General features: G+C 70.5%; 21 protein-coding genes. 9 read left to right on the forward strand and 12 right to left on the reverse strand.

The genetic code is table 11. The features are described 5' to 3' along the window. Window positions 1–26 precede the first annotated feature (26 nt). On the reverse strand, window positions 27–1,703 hold the full coding sequence (locus tag AC07DO_RS22100) for a fumarate hydratase (protein WP_479061905.1): 1,677 nt from the start codon (window positions 1,701–1,703) through the stop codon (window positions 27–29). Between the two features lie 158 nt (window positions 1,704–1,861). Here AC07DO_RS22100 and AC07DO_RS22105 point away from each other — a divergent pair, with 158 nt between their 5' ends. Then, on the forward strand, window positions 1,862–2,521 hold the full coding sequence (locus AC07DO_RS22105; protein WP_479061906.1) for a DUF1707 SHOCT-like domain-containing protein: 660 nt from the start codon (window positions 1,862–1,864) through the stop codon (window positions 2,519–2,521). Window positions 2,522–2,657: 136 nt separating this feature from the next. Beyond that, the gene (locus AC07DO_RS22110; RefSeq protein ID WP_479061907.1) at window positions 2,658–3,035 is read left to right on the forward strand and encodes a WhiB family transcriptional regulator; all 378 of its coding nucleotides are present in this window, start codon (window positions 2,658–2,660) and stop codon (window positions 3,033–3,035) included. A gap of 111 nt (window positions 3,036–3,146) precedes the next feature. Here the strand turns inward: AC07DO_RS22110 and glpX are convergent, their stop codons facing one another. Continuing rightward, complete coding sequence (gene glpX / locus AC07DO_RS22115; RefSeq protein ID WP_479061908.1) at window positions 3,147–4,178, reverse strand: class II fructose-bisphosphatase; 1,032 nt, start codon at window positions 4,176–4,178, stop codon at window positions 3,147–3,149. 166 nt (window positions 4,179–4,344) lie between these two features. Between glpX and AC07DO_RS22120 the strand changes: the two genes are divergently transcribed. After that, window positions 4,345–4,863 (forward strand): DUF4245 domain-containing protein, encoded by a 519-nt coding sequence (locus tag AC07DO_RS22120; protein ID WP_479061910.1) that lies wholly within the window; start codon window positions 4,345–4,347, stop codon window positions 4,861–4,863. 95 nt (window positions 4,864–4,958) lie between these two features. Here AC07DO_RS22120 and AC07DO_RS22125 read toward each other — a convergent pair whose 3' ends face one another. The 4 genes from AC07DO_RS22125 to AC07DO_RS22140 form a co-directional block, all read right to left on the reverse strand. Further along, entirely contained in the window at window positions 4,959–5,549 is a 591-nt protein-coding gene (locus AC07DO_RS22125) for a malonic semialdehyde reductase (protein WP_479061911.1), read from the reverse strand. A 146-nt stretch (window positions 5,550–5,695) separates the two neighbouring features. After that, a complete protein-coding gene (locus AC07DO_RS22130; protein ID WP_479061912.1) occupies window positions 5,696–5,962 on the reverse strand; it encodes an exodeoxyribonuclease VII small subunit in 267 nt (88 codons plus the stop codon). Between the two features lie 9 nt (window positions 5,963–5,971). Continuing rightward, the gene (xseA, locus tag AC07DO_RS22135) at window positions 5,972–7,219 is read right to left on the reverse strand and encodes an exodeoxyribonuclease VII large subunit (RefSeq protein ID WP_479061914.1); all 1,248 of its coding nucleotides are present in this window, start codon (window positions 7,217–7,219) and stop codon (window positions 5,972–5,974) included. Between the two features lie 371 nt (window positions 7,220–7,590). Next, on the reverse strand, window positions 7,591–9,003 hold the full coding sequence (locus AC07DO_RS22140; protein ID WP_479061915.1) for an APC family permease: 1,413 nt from the start codon (window positions 9,001–9,003) through the stop codon (window positions 7,591–7,593). A gap of 107 nt (window positions 9,004–9,110) precedes the next feature. On the opposite strand from AC07DO_RS22140, the gene AC07DO_RS22145 reads away from it, so the two are divergent. Then, complete coding sequence (locus AC07DO_RS22145) at window positions 9,111–10,103, forward strand: 4-hydroxy-3-methylbut-2-enyl diphosphate reductase (protein ID WP_479061916.1); 993 nt, start codon at window positions 9,111–9,113, stop codon at window positions 10,101–10,103. A gap of 105 nt (window positions 10,104–10,208) precedes the next feature. Next, window positions 10,209–10,949 (forward strand): polyphosphate--glucose phosphotransferase, encoded by a 741-nt coding sequence (gene ppgK, locus AC07DO_RS22150; RefSeq protein WP_479061917.1) that lies wholly within the window; start codon window positions 10,209–10,211, stop codon window positions 10,947–10,949. A gap of 9 nt (window positions 10,950–10,958) precedes the next feature. On the opposite strand, the gene AC07DO_RS22155 is transcribed toward ppgK, so the two are convergent. Further along, the gene (locus AC07DO_RS22155) at window positions 10,959–11,456 is read right to left on the reverse strand and encodes a DUF6542 domain-containing protein (protein WP_479061919.1); all 498 of its coding nucleotides are present in this window, start codon (window positions 11,454–11,456) and stop codon (window positions 10,959–10,961) included. Between the two features lie 401 nt (window positions 11,457–11,857). Between AC07DO_RS22155 and ychF the strand changes: the two genes are divergently transcribed. Further along, window positions 11,858–12,946 (forward strand): redox-regulated ATPase YchF, encoded by a 1,089-nt coding sequence (gene ychF / locus AC07DO_RS22160; protein WP_268773249.1) that lies wholly within the window; start codon window positions 11,858–11,860, stop codon window positions 12,944–12,946. 98 nt (window positions 12,947–13,044) lie between these two features. Here the strand turns inward: ychF and AC07DO_RS22165 are convergent, their stop codons facing one another. From AC07DO_RS22165 to ccsB, 3 genes are all read right to left on the reverse strand, one after another. After that, window positions 13,045–13,308 carry a type II toxin-antitoxin system RelE family toxin gene (locus AC07DO_RS22165; RefSeq protein WP_479061922.1) on the reverse strand — a complete coding sequence of 88 codons (264 nt, stop codon included), beginning with the start codon at window positions 13,306–13,308 and terminating at the stop codon, window positions 13,045–13,047. After that, a complete protein-coding gene (locus tag AC07DO_RS22170; RefSeq protein WP_479061924.1) occupies window positions 13,301–13,570 on the reverse strand; it encodes a type II toxin-antitoxin system Phd/YefM family antitoxin in 270 nt (89 codons plus the stop codon). Before AC07DO_RS22170 ends, AC07DO_RS22165 begins: the two co-directional genes overlap by 8 nt. 177 nt (window positions 13,571–13,747) lie before the next feature. After that, window positions 13,748–14,908, reverse strand: coding sequence for a c-type cytochrome biogenesis protein CcsB (gene ccsB, locus AC07DO_RS22175; protein ID WP_479061926.1), 1,161 nt, complete (start codon window positions 14,906–14,908; stop codon window positions 13,748–13,750). A gap of 501 nt (window positions 14,909–15,409) precedes the next feature. On the opposite strand from ccsB, the gene AC07DO_RS22180 reads away from it, so the two are divergent. The 3 genes from AC07DO_RS22180 to AC07DO_RS22190 all read left to right on the forward strand — a co-directional run bounded on the left by AC07DO_RS22180 (window position 15,410) and on the right by AC07DO_RS22190 (window position 19,072). Continuing rightward, window positions 15,410–16,738, forward strand: coding sequence for an aminotransferase-like domain-containing protein (locus AC07DO_RS22180; protein WP_479062471.1), 1,329 nt, complete (start codon window positions 15,410–15,412; stop codon window positions 16,736–16,738). A 97-nt stretch (window positions 16,739–16,835) separates the two neighbouring features. After that, a complete protein-coding gene (gene hppD, locus AC07DO_RS22185) occupies window positions 16,836–17,939 on the forward strand; it encodes a 4-hydroxyphenylpyruvate dioxygenase (RefSeq protein WP_479061928.1) in 1,104 nt (367 codons plus the stop codon). Beyond that, on the forward strand, window positions 17,936–19,072 hold the full coding sequence (locus AC07DO_RS22190; protein WP_479061930.1) for an alpha-hydroxy acid oxidase: 1,137 nt from the start codon (window positions 17,936–17,938) through the stop codon (window positions 19,070–19,072). Before hppD ends, AC07DO_RS22190 begins: the two co-directional genes overlap by 4 nt. Window positions 19,073–19,165: 93 nt before the next feature. Here the strand turns inward: AC07DO_RS22190 and AC07DO_RS22195 are convergent, their stop codons facing one another. Beyond that, window positions 19,166–20,515: a tryptophan 2,3-dioxygenase gene (locus AC07DO_RS22195; protein WP_479061932.1), complete on the reverse strand. Its 1,350-nt coding sequence runs from the start codon at window positions 20,513–20,515 to the stop codon at window positions 19,166–19,168. A 55-nt stretch (window positions 20,516–20,570) separates the two neighbouring features. Beyond that, window positions 20,571–20,798: an MbtH family protein gene (locus AC07DO_RS22200; RefSeq protein ID WP_479061934.1), complete on the reverse strand. Its 228-nt coding sequence runs from the start codon at window positions 20,796–20,798 to the stop codon at window positions 20,571–20,573. Window positions 20,799–20,804: the final 6 nt, after the last annotated feature.

Genomic DNA, 20,804 nt, shown 5'->3' on the forward strand with positions numbered 1-20,804 from the left:
TGACGGGGCGCACCCCCGCACCGGTGCTACGCCAGGCCCGGGCCCCGCACCGGGATGTGCGTGAACGTCGGCTCCGGAGCCGGGTTCTGGAAGAAGTCGTTGCCCTTGTCGTCGACGACGATGAAGGCCGGGAAGTCCTCGACCTCGATCTTCCAGACCGCCTCCATGCCGAGCTCCTCGTACTCGACGACCTCGACCTTCTTGATGCAGTCCTGCGCGAGACGCGCGGCCGGACCGCCGATCGAGCCGAGGTAGAAGCCGCCGTGCGCGTCGCACGCGTCCGTGACCTGCTTGGAGCGGTTGCCCTTGGCCAGCATGACCTTGGAGCCGCCGGCGGCCTGGAACTGCTCCACGTAGGAGTCCATGCGCCCGGCGGTGGTCGGCCCGAAGGAACCGGACGCGTAACCCTCGGGGGTCTTCGCCGGGCCCGCGTAGTACACGGGGTGGTCCTTCAGGTACTGCGGCATCTCCTCGCCCGCGTCGAGCCGCTCCTTGATCTTGGCGTGCGCGATGTCGCGGGCCACGACCAGCGGGCCGGTGAGCGAGAGGCGGGTCTTCACCGGGTGCTTGGTGAGCTCGCCGAGGATGTCGTCCATGGGCTGGTTGAGGTCGATCCTGACGACGTTCTCCTCCTCGCCCAGGTGCTCGTCCGTGGTCTCCGGCAGGAAGCGCGCCGGGTCCGTCTCCAGCTGCTCCAGGAAGACGCCCTCCGCGGTGATCTTCGCGGTGGCCTGGCGGTCCGCCGAGCAGGAGACGGCGATGGCGACGGGCAGCGAGGCGCCGTGCCGGGGCAGGCGCACCACGCGCACGTCGTGGCAGAAGTACTTGCCGCCGAACTGCGCGCCGATCCCGATCTTCTGCGTCAGCTCGAAGACCTTCTCCTCCAGCTCCTTGTCCCGGAAGCCGTGGCCGGTGGGGGAGCCCTCGGCCGGCAGCTCGTCCAGGTAGTGCGCGGAGGCGTACTTCGCGGTCTTCAGGGCGAACTCGGCGGACGTGCCGCCGACGACGATCGCCAGGTGGTACGGCGGGCACGCGGCCGTGCCCAGTGAACGGATCTTCTCCTCCAGGAACTTCATCATGGAGGCCTCGTTCAGGACGGCCTTCGTCTCCTGGTAGAGGAACGACTTGTTGGCGGAGCCGCCGCCCTTGGCCATGAAGAGGAACTTGTAGGCGCCGCCGTCCGTCGCGTACAGCTCGATCTGGGCGGGCAGGTTGGAACCGGTGTTCTTCTCCTCCCACATGGTGAGCGGAGCCATCTGCGAGTAGCGCAGGTTGAGCTTCGTGTACGCGTCGAAGATGCCCTTGGAGAGCGCCTTCTCGTCCTCACCTTCGGTGAGGACGTTCTGGCCGCGCTTGCCCATGACGATGGCGGTGCCGGTGTCCTGGCACATCGGGAGCACGCCGGCCGCCGCGATGTTCGCGTTCTTCAGCAGGTCGAGCGCCACGAACTTGTCGTTGCCCGACGCCTCGGGGTCGTCGACGATGCGCCGCAGCTGGGCGAGGTGCGCGGGGCGCAGGTAGTGCTGGATGTCGTGGATGGCCTCGGCGGCGAGCTTGCGCAGGGCCTCCGGGTCGACCTTGAGGAACGTCCGCCCGTCGGCCTCGAAGGTGGAGACACCCTCGGCGGTCACCAGCCGGTACGGGGTGGTGTCCTCTCCCAGGGGAAGCAGATCGGAGTACTCAAACTCTGGCATTGCGGCCATTCCTCACTCGGCAGACAGCGGCGCGGCCTCCATTGGCGACGCGTCAACCAGCGTAGAGCGCGCTGACCCGGCCGGGTTTGTGAGGTAAGGCTCAGTAACCGGCGGCCGGTTGTCCACAGGGGTAGTCGCGATCTATCGCGTTTGGGTACGCTGCCGGTGTGGACCTCGAAAAGCAGCAGCCCTCAGCGCTCCGTGCCTCCGACGCCGACCGGGACCGCACCGCGGACATACTCCGGGAGGCCCTGGCCGAGGGCCGCCTGACCACCGACGAGCACGCCGAGCGGATCGACGGGGTCTACCGCGCCAAGACCATGGCCGAGCTGGAGCCGCTGGTGCGGGACCTGCCGGCGGCGCACGAGCAGCCGTCCGCCCGCCGCCCCGCCGTCGAGCCCGCGCCGTCCCGGCCGTCCCCGGGCGTCGTCCCGCCGGTCGCGGACGAGAACCTCGTCGCGGTGCTGAGCGGCTCGGTGCGCCGCGGCCGCTGGCGCGTGGGCCGGCGCACCCATGCGTACGCCGTGTTCGGCAGCGTCGAGATCGACCTGAGCGAGGCGATCTTCGAGCACCGCCAGGTCGTCATCAAGGCGTTCGCCCTCTTCGGCTCGGTCGAGGTCCACGTCCCGGAGAACGTCTCGCTGCGCGGCAGCGGCACGGGCGTCCTCGGCAGCTACGAGGTGGACACGCTCGACTCCCCGGACCAGGACGCCCCGGTCGTCTTCGTGGACGGCGTAGCGGTCATGGGCAGCATCGAGGCCCGGCCCAAGCGCGGCAAGCTCGTCCGTGATCTGCATCGGCAGCTGCGCAAGCACCTCGGGCACTGAGGGCGTACGCGGGGCACTCGGGGGGCGCGGGGAGTCCGGACTTCCGGACATCGGAACTCAGTGCATAGGCGCGCACACAGCGGGTAGAGCTTGCTGCATCGTCTCTCGCTCGCGAAGCCGTCGTCAGGAGTAGACCGTGCTGCAACCGTCGTCGCATCAGTCTCCGCAGGTCGCCGCTGTCCCGGCCCAGCGTGAGCCAGTGCGAGATCGGGACGATGACGCCCCGTGGCACACGGAGGCCGTGTGCCGCCGTGACGAGGCCGGACTCTTCTTCGCCCCGTCCAAGGAACCGACCGCGGCGCGGCTCTCCCGCGAGGAGGCCGCCAAGCGCGTCTGCGCCCGCTGTCCCGTCATGGTCGACTGCCGCGAGCACGCCCTCCTGCAACCCGAGCCGTACGGCGTGTGGGGCGGCCTCACCGCCGCCGAGCGCCGCGTGGTCCTGGCCCGCCGCCGCAGGCGCGACCTGGAGCTGCAGAAAGCGGCGCACGCGGCAGGGATAGCCGCGGCGGGATAGGACACACGCGGCGGACCGCGTACACCTGTGTGCGTACGCCGATGGGGGCGCCCCCCCCCGCACGGGACGCCCCCATCGACATACGACAGCCCGGTTCGACCGTCCGCGGCCCTACTTCGCGCGGTCGAAGTCGACCGCGCTGTACGCGCGCAGCTTCGACAGCCGGTGCTCGGAGTCGATCTTGCGGATCGTGCCCGACTTGGAGCGCATGACCAGGGACGACGTGGAAGCGGTCGCCGCGCGGTAGCGGACGCCCTGGAGCAGTTCGCCGTCGGTGATGCCGGTCGCGACGAAGAAGACGTTGTCGCCCTTGACCAGGTCGTCCGTGGAGAGCGTGCGGTCCAGGTCGTGACCGGCGTCGATGGCGCGCTGGCGCTCCGCGTCGTCCTTGGGCCACAGCTTGCCCTGGATGGTGCCGCCCAGGCACTTGATGGCGCAGGCCGAGATGATGCCCTCGGGGGTGCCGCCGATGCCCATCAGCAGGTCGACGCCCGTGCCCTCGCGGACGGCCATGACCGAGCCCGCGACGTCGCCGTCCGAGATGAACTTGATGCGGGCGCCGGTCTCGCGGATCTCCTTGACGATGCCCTCGTGCCGGGGGCGGTCGAGGATCATGACCGTGACGTCCTCGGGCGAGGAGTTCTTGGCCTTGGCGACGCGGCGGACGTTGACCGAGACGGGCGCGTTGATGTCGACGTAGTCCGCGGCCTCGGGGCCGGTGACGAGCTTGTCCATGTAGAAGACGGCGGACGGGTCGAACATGGCGCCGCGGTCGGCGGCGGCGAGCACGGCGATGGCGTTGGGCATGCCCTTCGCGCAGAGCGTCGTGCCGTCGATGGGGTCGACGGCGATGTCGACCTCGGCGCCGGTGCCGTCGCCGATGCGCTCCCCGTTGAAGAGCATCGGGGCCTCGTCCTTCTCGCCCTCGCCGATGACGACGACGCCGTTCATCGAGACGGTGTGGACGAGGGTCCGCATGGCGCGCACGGCGGCGCCGTCGGCGCCGTTCTTGTCGCCGCGGCCGACCCAGCGTCCCGCGGCCATGGCGGCGGCCTCGGTGACCCGGACGAGCTCCAGGGCGAGGTTGCGGTCGGGAGCCTCGGGAGAGACCTCGAGCTCGGACGGGAGATGATGCTCGGTCATCGGAGCGCACCTTTCTGCTTGATACGACGACGGCCGGATGAGGGATTGTGAACGACTCTATCCGTAGGCCGACAAAATGAGCAGAGGGCCCCACGCATGAGCGGCGGAGGGCGGTGAGGGCGAGACCGGGGGAAGGTGCGCGGGCCGCGCCTGAGACCATGGGGGCGTGGCAGGAAGACAAGGCACTCAGACCGTCAAGAACATGCTGTGGTCGTTGGTGGTGATCGCACTCGTCGCGGGTGTGATCTACATCTTCGTCCCGCACAACGAGTCCAAGAGCTCCGTGAAGCGGGTCGACTACCGCGTGGAGCTCCTGACGGCCCGCCGGGCCGCGGCCTACCCCGTGGCGGCGCCCGAAGGCCTGGCCAAGGCGTGGAAGCCGACGTCCGTGCGGTTCAACGGCGCCGACCACGACACCTGGCACCTGGGCTTCCTCGATCCGGACGAGCAGTACGTGGCGATCGAGCAGTCGACGGAGAAGCCGTCCGCGTTCATCAAGAGGGTCACGCAGAACGCCTCGAAGTCGGAGGCCGCCGACGAGATCGGCGGCCGCACCTGGCAGCGGTACGAGGGCTCGAAGTACGACGCCCTGGTGATCGAGGGGGAGGGCGCCACGACGGTGGTCACGGGCACGGCGTCCTTCGATCAGCTGGCGAAGATGGCCGAGTCGCTGAAGATGTCCTGAACTTCCTGGTCGCAGAGACGGAAAGGCCCCCGGCGATGTGCCGGGGGCCTTTCGCATGTCGTGGGGCAGGCGCGAGGGGGCTCGCTCCGCTCCGCTCAGACCGTGGTGACGACGTCGTCGTAGGACAGGCGCGGGGAGCGCGGGAACCAGGCGTCCTCGCCCGGCTTGCCGATGTTGACGACCATCAGCGGGGTGTGGTCGTCGTCCAGGAACTCCTTCTGGAGGCCGGCCGGGTCGAAGCCCGTCATCGGACCGGCGGCCAGACCGGCGGCGCGGACACCGACGATGAAGTACGCGGCCTGCAGCGCGGCGTTGAGCAGGGCGGCCTGCTCACGGGCCGGGCGCTCCGCGAAGAAGACGTCCTTGGCCTGCGGGAAGTGCGGGAACAGGGCGGGGAGCTCGTGGTGGAACTCGTTGTCCGCGGACAGGATCGCGACGAGCGGCGCGGTGGCCGTCTTCGGACGGTTGCCCTCGGCCATGTGCTGCACCAGGCGCTCGCGGGCCTCGGGGGAGCGGACCAGGGTGACGCGCAGCGGCGACTGGTTGAAGGCGGTCGGGCCGTACTTGACCAGGTCGTAGATGGCCTGGACCTGCTCGTCGGTGACCGGCTCGTCGGTGAAGGTGTTCGCGGTGCGGGCCTCGCGGAAGAGCAGGTCCTGGGCGGCGGGGTCAAGTGCGAGAGACATGAATCAACCTTCTTGAACGTACGGGGTGTCTGCGGAACCCGTCACCGGGCTCACGACTACGACAGTACGCCGCCACTGTTCAACTTTCAATCAAAACTGGAGCTGCGTGATCCGGTTCACAAACCGCAGGTCAGCGCTGTTTCTGCTCAGACGCCGTCGGCGTGCGTCTCGTCGTCCGCCTCGTCGTCCATCTCCGGGCCGGCCAGAGCCGCGTCGAGCCTGGCGCGGGCGCCGTCGAGCCAGCGCCGGCAGATCTTCGCCAGCTCCTCGCCGCGCTCCCACAGGGCGAGCGACTCCTCCAGGGTCGTGCCGCCGGTCTCCAGGCGGCGCACCACCTCGATGAGCTCGTCCCGCGCCTGCTCGTAGCCGAGCGCGTCCGTGGAGCCGGTGACGTCGTCCGTTGTGCTGGTCATGCGCCCACCCTAATTCTCGTCATCGTGGTCACTCTGTGCGGTTCGCGCCGCCGGTACCGCTCGTACGGTGAAGGCGCCCTCGGCGACGCGTGCCTTCAGCTCGTCGTCGGCGTCCACGTCCTCGGGGGACCGGACGACCGAGCCGTCCGGCTTCTGCAGCACCGCGTACCCCCTCTGGAGGGTCGCGGCGGGGGAGAGGGCCACTACGCGCGCGTGGGTGTGCGCCAGCTCCGAACCGGCCCGGTCGAGGAGGTGCCCGAGCGTGCGCCGACTGCGGTCGACGAGCGCGGAGACCTGCTCCTCGCGCTCCTCGACCATGCGGTGCGGGTGCTCCATGGAGGGGCGGCCGAGGGCGTGCGCGAGGCCGCGGGTCTCCCGGTCGAGGAAGGCGTCCATGCTGCGGCGGGCGCGGTCGCGGAGCCACTGCACGCGCTCGTACTCCTCGCCGACGTCCGGCACGACCTTCTTCGCGGCGTCGGTGGGGGTGGAGGCGCGCAGGTCCGCGACGTGGTCCAGGAGCGGGTTGTCCGGCTCGTGACCGATGGCGGACACGACCGGCGTACGGCACGCGGCCACGGCGCGCACGAGCTGCTCGTCGGAGAAGGGGAGCAGGTCCTCCACGCTGCCGCCGCCGCGCGCCACGATGATCACGTCGACTTCGTTGTGGGCGTCCAGGTCCTTCACGGCCTGCACGACCTGCGGCACGGCGTGGACGCCCTGAACGGGGACGTTGCGCACCTCGAAGCGGACGGCGGGCCAGCGGTGCCGGGCGTTCTCCAGGACGTCGCGCTCGGCGGCGGAGGCACGGCCGGTGACGAGCCCGATGAGCTGGGGCAGGAAAGGCAGCGTCTTCTTGCGCTCGGGCGAGAAGAGGCCCTCCGCGCCCAGGCTCTTCTTGAGCTGCTCGATCCGGGCGAGCAGCTCACCGACCCCGACGGGCTTTATCTCGGCGGCCCGCAGCGACAGCTGACCCCGCCGCTCGTACCACTCCGGCTTCGCGCGTACGACGACGCGGGCGCCCTCGGACACGACGTCCGCCACCGCGTCGAACACCTGGCGGTAGCAGGTGACGCTCACGGAGATGTCGTGCGACGGGTCGCGCAACGTCAGGAAGACGACGCCGGCACCGGGCCTGCGGGACAGCTGCGTGATCTGCCCCTCCACCCAGACGGCACCGAGCCGGTCGATCCACCCACCGATGAGCCGCGACACCTCGCCGACGGGGATCGGCGCGTCGGCGGACGTGTTGAGAGCCATGCGCCGAGCGTAGCCGGGCCGCCCGGCCTTTTGCGGTGTCGTGCCTTGCCGCCTGCCTGGCGCGGGGCCCTGCGCGTGTACCTGCTGCCTCTGGCCGGGTGCGGGTCGTCTGCGGCTGGTCGCGCAGTTCCCCGCGCCCCTGGTGACCCCGGCCGAACGCACGACCGAGAGGCGCGCCCCTCAGGGGCGCGGGGAACTGCGCGCTCAACCCCCACCGTCCCGCACACGCACTGCGGCCCGGACCACCCCAGGGGCGCGGGGAACTGCGCGACCAGCCGAGAGCGACCCGCAGGCGCACGGGAGGCAGGACGGGGCGGGGCCCGCCGGGGGGGCGGGCTCCGCACGGGAGGCCCGGCCCGCGAAGAGGCGCCCTACGCCTTCGATGCCCCCGCGCCCGCACCGCGATCCGCCCCCTGAGCAACCAGCACCACCAGCCCCACCCCCAGCCACACCGCCCCCACCACCTGGGCGGAGCCCGACGCCTCCCAGATGACCGCCACCACGATCGCCGCCCCCAGGACCGGGACGAGGACGTGGCGCCACCAGGAGAACGCCGCGTCCCGGTGGCGCAGCGCGAACCAGCCCACCACGCTCGCGTGCAGCAGCAGGAACGCCGTCAGGGCGCCGATGTCGACCACCGACACCAGGTGGTCCATGCCGTCGTCCCTGCGGGCCGCCCACACCGCGGCCACCAGCGTCACGACGGCCGCGCACAGCAGCGCGATCCGCGGCGTACCGGAGTCCGTCTTCGACAGAATCCTCGGCAGCCGCCGGTCCCGCGCCATCGCGAACAGCAGCCGCCCCGCCGCCGCCTGCCCGGCCAACGCCGCGAACGCCGCCCCGATCGCCTTGCTGACGGCCACCAGATCGTGCAGCCACGACCCCGCGGCCGAGTCCACCGCGTCGTAGAACGCCGTGCCCTGCTTCCCCGGGTCCGCCGCGAGCTCGGCCGACGACATCGGCTCCAGGAGGGCCACCAGATACGTCTGGAGGATGAACAGGAAGCCCGCGAGCGCCAGACACACCAGCACCGCCCGCGCGACCTTCGCCGACCCGCCCGTCACCTCCTCCGCGAAGGAGGCGATCGCGTCGAAGCCCAGATACGACAGGACCGCGATCGACACCGCGCCCACCACCGCCGACAGCGCGAACGCGCCCTGTGACCCGTCCCCGGCCAGCGGCGACAGCCAGTCGCGCGTAGCACCGTCCCTGACCAGCACGACCACCGCGGCCACGACGAAGACCAGCAGGACCACGACCTCCAGGGCGAGCACCGCGAAGCCCACCCGCGCCGCCGTCCGCACGCCCCACAGGTTCAGCGCGGTCGTGATGAGCACCGCGAGCGCCGTCCACACCCACCGGGACACCGACGGAACCAGCGAGTTCATGGCGATGCCGGAGAAGAGGTACGCGACCGCCGGAATGAGGAGGTAGTCGAGCATCGCCATCCACCCGGCGATGAACCCGGGCCCGTTGCCGAGCCCCGCGCGCGCGTAGGCGAACACGGACCCCGCCTGGGGAACGACCCGCACCATCTGCGCGTAGCTGAATGCGGTGAACGCCATCGCGACCGTGGCGATCAGATAGACGAGGGCGACGGCGCCGTGCGACTTCGCGTCCAGCGTCCCGAAGACGCCGACCGGCGCCATGGGAGCGATGAACAGCAGACCGTAGACCACGAGGTCGCGGAAGCCGAGGCTGCGCCGCAGCCCGTCACCTCGTGGGGACTCGGCGCCCCCCGAGGGCTCGGCGTGGGCTCCCGTACTGGCGGACTGTCCGGACATCGTGCCTCCGTGCCTCCGTGGAGCGCCGTAAGAGCGACGCCTAGATCAACGCAGGTCCCCAGTGTCCCCAACCGGGCGATCTTTGACGCGCTGGACGCGGCCTTACGATGGGGGGCATGACTGCTACGCCTGGCTCCCGCCGTGTCCTGCTCGCCGCTCCCCGTGGCTACTGCGCGGGCGTGGACCGTGCCGTGATCGCCGTCGAGAAGGCCCTGGAGCAGTACGGGGCCCCGATCTACGTACGCCACGAGATCGTCCACAACAAGTACGTGGTGCAGACCCTGGAGAAGAAGGGCGCGATCTTCGTCGACCGGACGGCGGAGGTGCCCGAGGGGTCCATCGTGATGTTCTCCGCGCACGGCGTGGCCCCGACCGTCCACGCGGAGGCCGCGGAGCGCAAGCTCGCCACCATCGACGCGACGTGCCCGCTGGTCACGAAGGTCCACAAGGAAGCGGTCCGGTTCGCCAAGGAGGACTACGACATCCTCCTCATCGGGCACGAGGGCCACGAGGAAGTCATCGGTACGTCGGGTGAGGCGCCCGACCACATCACGCTGGTCGACGGCCCCGAGGACGTCGCGAACGTCGAGGTCCGCGACCCGGACAAGGTCGTCTGGCTCTCCCAGACGACCCTCTCCGTGGACGAGACCATGGAGACCGTCGACGCACTGAAGGGCAAGTTCCCGAACCTGCTCTCGCCGCCCAGCGACGACATCTGCTACGCCACGCAGAACCGTCAGATCGCGGTGAAGAAGCTCGCCGAGGACGCCGAGCTGGTGATCGTCGTCGGCTCCAAGAACTCCTCGAACTCCATCCGCATGGTCGAGGTCGCCCTCGACGCGGGCGCCGCCGCCTCGTACCTGGTGGACAACGCCGGCGAAATCGACGAGTCGTGGCTCGAGGGCGTGACGACGGTCGGCCTGACCTCGGGCGCCTCCGTGCCGGACGTGCTGGTCGACGGTGTCATCGAGTGGCTCGCCGAGCGGGGCTACGGCGACGTCGAGACCGTCAAGACGGCCGACGAGTCCATCACCTTCTCGCTGCCCAAGGAGCTCCGCAGGGACCTGCGCGCCGAGGCGGCGGAGCTGTCGCAGGGCTGAGGCGGCGTGGACGGTCGCGGCGCTGAGGCGGCGCGGGCGGTCGAGTGCCGTGGAGGCGGCCGGGCCGTCCCGCGTCCGGGGTGCGGGCGTCGTACGGTGGGAGCCATGCAGATCTTCGGTGTGGACATCGGCGGATCCGGGATCAAGGGCGCTCCCGTTGACCTGGATCGTGGAGACCTGACAGAAGAGCGCCACAAGGTGCTGACCCCCCAACCGGCGACCCCGGACGCCGTGGTCGACGGCGTGTGCGAGGTCGTCCAGCACTTCGGCTGGACGGGCCCCGTGGGCGCGACCTTCCCCGGCGTGATCACCAACGGCACGGCTCGTACCGCCGCCAACGTGGACAAGAGCTGGATCGGCACGGACATCCAGAAGCTCGTCTCCGAGCGGCTGGGCGGTACCGAGGTCACCGTACTGAACGACGCGGACGCGGCAGGCGTCGCCGAGATGCACTTCGGCGCGGGCCGCGGCCGTACCGGCACGGTCATCCTGCTCACCCTCGGCACGGGCATCGGCAGCGCGCTGTTCACCGGCGGCCGCCTGGTCCCGAACACGGAGCTCGGCCACCTGGAGCTGCGCGGCCACGACGCGGAGAAGAAGGCCTCCTCCAAGGCGCGCGAGGACGAGGACCTGAGCTGGGAGCACTGGGCACGCCGCGTACAGAAGTACCTCGCGCACGTGGAGATGCTGTTCTCGCCCGAGCTGTTCATCATCGGCGGTGGCGTCAGCCGCAAGTCGCAGAAGTTCCTGCCGCTCATCGAGGGCATCTCGGCGGAGATCGTCCCGGCGCAGCTGCAGAACAACGCGGGGATCGTGGGAGCGGCGATGGCGGCGGCGGAGGCGTAGGGCGGGACGCTAGGCGGTGGGCAGGCGCTTCCCCGTGGTGCCGGCGTTCCCGGCGTTCCCTGCCTTCCCGGCGGAAGCCCCGCCCCCGCCCCCGCTACCAGCGCTACCGCCACCGCCACCGGCTGTCAGCCGCCCCTGCCTCCGCAACAGCATCAGCCGAACCTTCCGTACGGTCACGATGATCCCGGCGAGGAGCGTTCCGCCGTACAGCCAGCCGGCCTGGAGCGCCAGCGTCGTCACGACCCCCATGAACTGACCGCCGAACCCGGCCGTGCCCTCCGCCACGGGCAGCACCCCGGCGGCGAAGGCGATGGGTACGGCCACGGGGGCGGTGACCAGGTCGGCGGGGCGCACCCAGAGGGCCGTCAGGGCGGCGACGGGCACGAAGAGCACGCCGTACGCGACGACGGAACCGTCGCCGATCAGATGCAGCAGGCAGGCGAGCAGAAACATCACCGCCGTGCAGAAGAGACCGCTGCCGAGCCCGGTCAGACGGGGGTTGGGCATGCGCCGCAGCGCGCGGTACAGAGGGGCCCTTCGCAGGGCCCGGACGAACGGTGGAACGGGACGGCGCGGGCGGGGCGCGGACCGGTACGTCGTGCCCGCGGCGGCGGGCCGTCCCTGCGGGGGCAGCGGGGCGGGCCGGCGGGGCCTGGCCGGTGAGGTGGTCCTGGGGCCGGACTGAGGGGGACGCGTCCTGTGTTGCTCCACTGGACCAACCTAGGCGGGGCGCGGCGCGGAATCCGGCGCGGGACACGCCCTTGGGCCGACCTTGGCCATCCGTTCGAAGCGGAGGCGACGGGCAGGCGGGGGCGGCGGACGCACGCCGTAGACTGGGGGATCGCCCCACGGTCGTTCCGGCCCTCCGGGCCGTCCACCCACAGCCCTCACGTACGGGAAGTCGCAACGTGTCGCTCACGATCGGAATCGTCGGTCTGCCGAATGTCGGCAAGTCGACCCTGTTCAACGCCCTGACCAAGAACGACGTGCTGGCGGCCAACTACCCGTTCGCCACGATCGAGCCCAACGTGGGCGTGGTCGGCGTCCCCGACCCCCGCCTCACGAAACTGGCCGAGATCTTCTCCTCCCAGAAGGTCCTCCCGGCGACGGTCGACTTCGTCGACATCGCCGGCATCGTGCGCGGCGCGAGCGAGGGCGAGGGCCTCGGCAACAAGTTCCTCGCGAACATCCGCGAGTCGGACGCGATCTGCCAGGTCATCCGTGCCTTCAAGGACGAGAACGTCGTGCACGTCGACGGCAAGGTCTCGCCCAAGGACGACATCGAGACGATCAACACCGAGCTGATCCTCGCGGACCTCCAGACGATCGAGAAGGTCCTGCCGCGCCTCCAGAAGGAGTCGCGCATCAAGAAGGACATCGCCCCGAAGGTGAAGGCGGTCGAGGCGGCCAAGGAGATCCTGGAGAAGGGCGACACGCTCTTCTCGGCGGGCATCGTCCAGGGCTCCGGCAACGAGGAACTCCTCCACGACCTGCACCTCCTCACCACCAAGCCCTTCCTCTACGTCTTCAACGTCGACGAGGACGAGCTGACGGACGACGCGTTCAAGGCCGAGCAGAGCGCGCTGGTCGCCCCCGCGGAGGCGATCTTCCTCAACGCGAAGCTGGAGTCCGACCTCGCGGAACTGGACGAGGACGAGGCCCTCGAACTCCTCCAGTCGGTGGGCCAGGAAGAGCCCGGCCTCGCCACCCTCGCCCACGTCGGCTTCCGCACCCTCGGCCTCCAGACCTACCTCACGGCAGGCCCGAAGGAATCCCGCGCCTGGACGATCCCCCAGGGCGCGACGGCCCCCGAGGCAGCCGGTGTCATCCACACTGACTTCCAGAAGGGCTTCATCAAGGCCGAGGTCATCTCCTTCGAGGACCTGGTCGAAACGGGTTCGGTAGCGGAGGCCCGCGCGGCGGGCAAGGCGCGCATGGAGGGCAAGGAGTATGTGATGCAGGACGGGGACGTGGTGGAGTTCCGCTTCAACGTCTGAGCGGATGAAGTAACACCACATCGTTGATTTGGCCAACACACACGTCAGAAGGGGTTGACTCCTCCGGGAGTCAACCCCTTCGTCGATCCTGTGTCGGATCAGGTGTCGTAAATGGAGGAGCGATGCCCGACGTGGACGACCCACACCATGAGCTCTCCGTTGTCGATCGTGTAGACGACCCGGTAGTCCCCGCCCCGCAGTCGACGGCGCTCCGGCTGTGACACGAGCGCGGTGGTGTTGAAGCCGAGGGGATCGCTTTCCAGCTCCGTCAGCTTGGCCAGGATGCGCAGGGCCAGGTCGCGAGGGATCTTCCGGAGCTCGGCCTGTGCCTCCGGCCGGAAGACGGTCCGGTACTCACTCACCGCGCGCCAGCGTCTCCCTCATGATGTCCTCGATCGGGATGCCGGGTGCGGGGTTGGCCATGCGCTCGTCGATGATCCGGTTGATCTCGCGCTCTTCCCACTCCTGGTACTTGCGCAGCACCTCGATGGAGACGACGGCGGCGACCTGCTTGCCCCGTCGGGTGATCACGGTGGGCACGTCATGACGATCGGCGCGCTCCACGACCTCGGCCAGGTGCGCACGTACGTCGCGGATGGACTCTATGGGCAGCGGTAGCGTCATGCGCTCAAGCGTACCGAGTGTGCCATGTGTACACAAGGTCGGGAGTGGATGGCGTTGTGTCGTGCTGGACGCGCTGGATGGCCACTTTCGCTACCGCATTTCCGCAGCAGTGAGCAAGCAAAAGGAGCTGGGCCCCTTCCCACGGGAAGGGGCCCAGCTCCTTTTCGCGTGTGGGGGTCAGACCCCCGAGTACGAGTGCTTTCCGCCGAAGAGGAAGTTCACTCCGTAGTAGTTGAACAGGTACGCGGCGAAGGCGGCCAGGGCGATGTACGCGGCCTTGCGGCCCTTCCAGCCGGCCGTGGCTCGGGCGTGGAGGTAGCAGGCGTAGCCGACCCAGGTGACGAAGGACCAGACCTCCTTGGGGTCCCAGCCCCAGTAGCGGCCCCAGGCGTCGCCCGCCCAGATCGCGCCCGCCACGATCGTGAACGTCCACAGCGGGAAGATCGCCGCGTTGATGCGGTAGGAGAGGCGGTCCAGGGAGGCCGAGGAGGGCAGGCGGGACATGATGTCGTTGCCCGCGACGCGGGCCCACAGCATCAGGCGGGCTCCGGCCGGGCCCTTCTTGTCGCGCAGGGCGAGGGCCAGGCCGCGCTCGGACGCGGCGACGCGGCCGTCGGTGAGCCGTACCTCGAAGCGGTCGCGGAAGAGGTAGACCAGCGCGGACAGCGCGCCCATGTAGAGCGTCGCGCCGCAGAAGATCGCCGTGGAGACGTGGATCCACAGCCAGTACGAGTGGAGCGCGGGGACGAGCGGGGCGCTGTCGGTGTAGAGCCAGGTGACGGCGATGCCCAGGTCGAGCAGGACGCTGGTGACCAGCGGGAGGCCGATCCAGCGCACGTTCTTCTTGGCGAGGAGCAGGGCGAGGTACACGCCGACGGCCACCGTCGAGAAGGTGATCGAGAACTCGTACATGTTGCCCCACGGCGCCCGCTTCACGGACAGCGCGCGGCTCACCACGCCGCCCGCCGCGATGAGGCAGGCGAGCGTCGTCAGGGAGATGGCGATACGGCCGTACAGGTCGCCCTGCGTGTCGTCGCCGTGCGCGCCGGGGCCGTCGGCGATGTCGCGGGTCTCGAAGCGCGACCGCTCGACGACCTTGGGGCGTTCCAGTACGGCGGTGCCGCCGCCCTCGGCCGCCTGTGCCCGGGTCTTCCCGCCGGCCGCGCCGCCGCTCGCCTCCTCCGCCACGAGCGCGGCCGCCGTGCGGCCGACCTTGCTGCGGCTGCCGAAAATCCATTCGGTGATATGGGCGAGGAAGGCCAACGTGTAGACGGCCATTGCCGAATAGATCAGCACATTACTGATATTCGCCAAGTTCTCGTTGGCGGCCAGATTCATTTCTCGACCCCTTTGGAGGATTCAGACTGCGGGCCGGGCACGCTCCGCACCCGCGGATGAGCCTAGCCTCCGGGGGCGCGGGGACGGCAGCCGGGGTCCTGCCTGCCATGTCGCAATGACCCTCACATTGCGGGCAGTTGGATGGGTGGTGTGGGGGGTGTGGGGCGGGGAGGTGTTGGCGTGTGGTTTGGGGGCGGCAAGTCCCGTTGGGGAAAAGGGGGGGGTGGGGGTGTGGTGTGGTGTGGGCGGCTGTGTGCGGTGTGGGTTGACGCTCTATCAGGGAGCGTGATTGAATCGATCTTGATTCGATCAAAAATCGAGCGAGCTGTGCCCGGTGTCCATAGGCGCCGCACGTCGTGTTTCAGGGGGACCCGTCGGCGGGGGCCGGGTTCCCTTTCTCTGCGTGACACGTGATGAACCTGTGCCCCGTTCCGTTTAAAAGGGGGAAATTCGGCCGCTGTCGCCGAGTGCCAGGTTATGCGCGAAGAAGACGTCACGGGTGTGGGTGCGAGTGCGGGCGTGAGTGCCGAGCTTGACGCGGAATTCCTGCACGGGTCCCTCGATTCGCCGGTCATCGAGTCGATGAACTTCCTCAACGAGATCTCCCACCGTTTCCCGGAGGCCCTTTCCATGGCCGCGGGACGGCCGTACGAGGGGTTCCTCGACACCGAGGACGTACACCGTCATCTGCGGACCTTCGAGGAGCATCTGCGGTCCGAGTACGGCGGTGACGAGGCCCGGGTGCGCCGCACGATGCTGCAGTACGGGCGGACCAAGGGCATCATCCACGACCTGATCGCGAAGAACCTCGCCGTCGACGAGAACATCCACGTCGACCCGGAGAGCGTCGTCGTGACCGTCGGCTGCCAGGAGGCGCTCTTCCTCACGCTGCGCGCCCTGCGCGGCAGCGACAAGGACGTGCTGCTCGCCCCGATGCCCTGCTACGTGGGCGCGACCGGCGCGGCCGAACTGACGGACATGCGGGTGCTGCCCGTGCGGGAGAGCTCCGCGGGCATCGACCTCGACGATCTGGTACGGGTCGTCGAGGAGGCCAAGGCCGCGGGCCTGCGGCCGCGCGCCTGCTACGTGGTGGCGGACTTCGCCAATCCGTCCGGCGCCACCCTCGGGGCCGACGCCCGCGAGGCGCTGATCCGGCTGGCCGAGGAGCACGACTTCCTCATCCTGGAGGACAACCCGTACGGCCTGTTCACCGCCCCGGGCAGCGAGCCGCTGCCCACGCTCAAGTCGCTCGACGGCGACCGGCGCCGCGTCGTCTACCTCGGCTCGTTCGCCAAGACCGGACTGCCGGGCGCCCGCATCGGGTTCGTGGTCGCGGACCAGCACGTGCGCAGGAGCGGCGACCGCGCCGGCGTCGTCCTCCTCGCCGACGAGCTCGCGAAGATCAAGAGCATGCTCACGGTGAATACGTCACCGGTCGCCCAGGCCGTCATCGGCGGCAAGCTCGTGGCCAACGGCTACAGCCTGCGCGCGGCCAATGTCCGGGAGACGGAGCTCTACCAGGGCAACCTGCGGCATGTGCTGGACGAACTGGCCCGCAATTTCCCCGAAGGCTCGCGGCCGCGCGTGACCTGGAACACGCCGGGCGGCGGATTCTTCGTCGTCCTCACCGTTCCGTTTCCCGTCGACGACGCGCTCCTCGAACGCTCCGGGCGCCACCACAAGGTCCTGTGGACGCCGATGCACCACTTTTACGGCGACGGAAAGCCGCGGCCCCAGATCCGCCTTTCCTTCAGCTATCTGTCACCCGAAGAAATCACGGTCGGAATCGACCGTCTCGCGATGTTCGTTCGCGAGCAGTGTGACGTCTGAAAAAACTCCCCCACGCAGCAATTTCGCTCAGTGATCGCGCGCAGACATTGCGCGCGGTCAATTACGCGCAGCCATCAGCATATTGAGAAGGAACGTCATGACTCCCTTGGGTGATCTTCGCATCGATCACGTCGGGTTCGCGGTCGGTGATCTCGCCGAGGCGACCAGCTTCTTCGTCAACAACTACGGTCTGGGCGTGTACGCGCACGGTGCGGACGCCTCGGAAGCCTCGGACGACGCGGACAACGCCGTGCGCATGACCGCCGTCGGGCGCGAGGGCATACGCCTGCTGCTCACCGACGCGCGGGGCTCCGACCACCCGGCGTCCGCCTATGTCGAGCGCCACGGTGACGGTGTGTCGGACATCGCGCTGAGCACCGCCGACGCCGCGGCCGCCTACGCCGAAGCGGTACGGCGCGGGGCCCGCCCGGTGGCCGAGCCGCGCGAGCGCGACGGCATCGTCACCGCGACCATTGGCGCGTTCGGCGACGTCACGCACACCTTCGTGCAGCGCGCCGCCGACGGGACGGGCGCCGCCCTGCCCGGTCTGACGCCCACCACCGGGGACCAGGCCGCCGCGGGGGTCGAGACCGGGCTGCACACCATCGACCACTTCGCCGTATGCCTCGAAGCCGGTCAGCTGGACCCCACCGTCGCGTACTACGAGACCGTCCTCGACTTCGAGATGGTCTTCACCGAGCGCATCGTCGTCGGCGGCCAGGCCATGGACTCCAAGGTCGTCCAGAGCCGCTCCGGCGCGGTGACGCTCACCCTGATCGAGCCGGACACCTCCCGCGAGCCGGGCCAGATCGACAAGTTCATCAAGGAGCACGGCGGCGGCGGCGTCCAGCACATCGCCTTCGCCACCGACGACATCGTGCGTGACGTGGGCCGGCTCGGCGCCAACGGCCTGGGCTTCCTCACCACGCCGGGCGCGTACTACGAGCAGGTGCCCGAGCGGCTCGACCTGCGGCGCCACTCCGTCGACGCGCTGCGCGAGCTGAACATCCTGGTCGACGAGGACCAGGACGGCCAGCTCCTGCAGATCTTCACCAAGTCCGTCCACCCGCGCGGCACGCTGTTCTTCGAGGTCATCGAGCGGCTCGGCGCGCGGACCTTCGGCAGCGGCAACATCAAGGCCCTGTACAGCGCCGTCGAGCTGGAGATGGAGCGGGCCCGGCAGGAGGACGCGGGCGCATGACCGTGCCCGCGCACGAAGTGGACCGCAGGGCCGCCGCGGTCAGCGTCGCCGAGGTGGCGCTGCTCGCGGCGGAGCGACTCCCCGCCGACGTACGGGACTTCGTCGACGGCGGCAGCGGCGACGAGTCCACCCAGGCCGCCAACCGGGCCGCCCTCGACGCCGTACGCCCGGTGCCGAGGGTGCTCGGCGGCACGGAGGACGCCGACACGTCCGGCACGCTGCTGCGCAGTGCGGCCGCGCTGCCGCTCGCCGTGGCACCGATGGCCTACCAGCGGCTGCTGCACCCGGACGGGGAGCTCGCCGCGGCACGCGCCGCGCGCGACGCCGGAGCGCCCTACATCATCAGCACGCTGAGCAGTCACCCCATCGAGGAGATCGCCGCCGTCGGCGGGGTCTGCTGGTTCCAGCTGTACTGGATGCGCGACCGGGGCGTGGTCCTCGACCTGGTCCGGCGCGCGGAGGCGGCCGGCTGCGAGGCGCTGGTCGTCACCGTCGACGTGCCCCACATGGGCCGCAGGCTGCGCGACGTGCGCAACGGCTTCACGCTGCCGGAGGACGTACGGGCCGCCAACCTCGGCCCCGCGCCGGAGGCCGAGGACCGGACCGCGGCGGGGCGTACCGCCGCGCACACCCCGCAGTCCGGGGCCTCCGCCGTCGCCACGCACACCGCGCTCGCCTTCGACCCGGCGATCGGCTGGGACGACCTGGCCTGGCTCCGGGAACAGACCGCGCTACCGCTGGTCCTGAAGGGCATCCTCGACCCGCGGGACGCCGTGCGCGCCGTCGGCATCGGCGCGGAGGGCGTGATCGTCTCCAACCACGGGGGCCGTCAGTTCGCGGCCGCGCCGCCGAGCGTCACGGCGCTGCCACCGGTGCTCGACGCGGTCGGCGGGCGCTGCGCGGTCCTGCTCGACAGCGGGGTGCGGACCGGCACCGACATCCTGCGCGCCCTCGCGCTCGGGGCCGACGGCGCGCTGTGCGGGCGGCCCGTGCTGTGGGGGCTCGCCGCGGACGGCGAGGACGGCGTACGGCACGTACTGCGGTTGCTGCACACCGAGTTGAGGGAGGCGCTCCTCCTGTCGGGCTGCCCCGACCTCGCGGCGGCGCGCGAGCTCGCGGTCGTACGACTGTAAAGGAAGGGGGGCGGCCGGAATCAGTTCCGGACGCCCCCCTTCTCCGTACCGCGAGATACCCGTTCCGCGAGATACCCGTTCCGCGAGCGGGAGTTACACCTCTGCCAGCTGCGGGAACAGCGCGACGTCCGCCGCCGCCCGCAGATAGTCGGCGCCCGTGGTGCCACCCGTGCCGGGCACCCGGCCGATGATCTTCATCGTGACGCCCCAGTGCGTGCGCTTCATGCCCCGCCAGCCCGCGTCCAGGCCCCGCATGGCCTCCTCCAGACGCCGCGCCTCCGCCGTCGGCCAGCCGCCGACGCGCCCCAGGAACTCCTCCTGCAACGTGGTGTCGAGGGCGAACAGCGGCCCCTTCTCCGGCGAGTGCGCCTCCCCGGCGCGCTTCGCGCTCGCCGTCTCGACCAGCTGGTAGGGCCGGGACTGGATGGCGCTCGCGCCGTGCGTGTGGTCGCGTATCACCGCGAACGAGTCCGGCGGCATGGTGGTCAGGACCCGGTACAGCGGCGATGTCGCACCGGTGAGGCGGCTCGCGGCCGTCTCGAGGAACGCCGCCGCGTCGGCGGGCCGGTCCGCGCGCACCGCCTCGACGGCGAACGTCAGCCCCCTGGCCACCCGGGCGAACAACCGCTCGAACAGCTGGATGGAGCGGATGAACATCCGCTCGTCGTGGATCGTCGTGACCGGCAGCAGCGCGATCTCCACCGCCCGCAGCAGCGCGGGCGGCGCCTCGGCGCGGAGCGCGTCGACGGCCTCGCGCGCCGCGGCCGCGGCCGCGCCGGGTCCGCCCTCGCCGAGCGCGGACCGTACGGCGTCGAGCGGCGCGGTGTCCGCGAGGGCCAGCGGCGCGTACTCGGGGAGCCGGACGAGGGCCCGCCACACCGCGGTGGTCCTCGACCGCTGCCGGTCGCTGTCCCCGGCCGCGGCGAGCGCGTCCGTCTCGCGCGTCACCAGGTCGGCGATGAGCACCGCCGTCAGCAGGTCGTCGGCGCGCTCCGCGGCCTCGGGGCCGCCGTCCGACTCCCACTCGGCGATGCGCAGGACGTCGTTGCCCGCGTACGAGACGTAGCTCATCGGCCGGTCGGTGAAGGTCAGCGGCAGCCAGGTGTCGAACAGCCAGGCGTCGGGCGACGCCCAGGGCCGGGCGCGGCCCGCGCACTCGATGCCGAGCCGGGTCCCGCGCAGCAGGGCGACCAGTTCGGGCGCGGCCGCGGCCTTGCCCACCTGCTGGTAGTAGCCGACGACCTGCTCGTACGGGAAGCCGGCGAAGTCCTGCCGGCCGTTCCCGAGCACCTGATGGGACCAGGCGGTCACGGCGTCGACCGCCGCCCGTAGCGCTTGTGCGCGGCTCGCCCGGGTGCCGAGGCCCAGGGCCGTGCCGCCGACGCCGATCTGCCCGTCCTCGCGGTGGTCGGCGGATCCCCCCACCGGCGTCTTCTCCGTCATGTTCACGCTCTCACCAATTCACCAGTCACTTGTCACCAGGTCCCCGTCGCCCGTGTCACGCGTCGGCGCGGTCCGCACCCATGGCGTCGACCAGGCTCTTGGGGCGCATGTCCGTCCAGTTCCGCTCGATGTGGTCCAGGCAGGCCTGGCGCGTGTCCTCGCCGAAGACCCGGTTCCAGCCGGCGGGGACCTCGACGAAGGACGGCCAGAGCGAGTGCTGGCCCTCCGCGTTGACCAGGACCAGATAGGTGCCGGTCTCGTCCTCGAAGGGGTTGGTTGCCATGTCGTT

This window comes from Streptomyces sp. NPDC045678 (assembly GCF_056432085.1).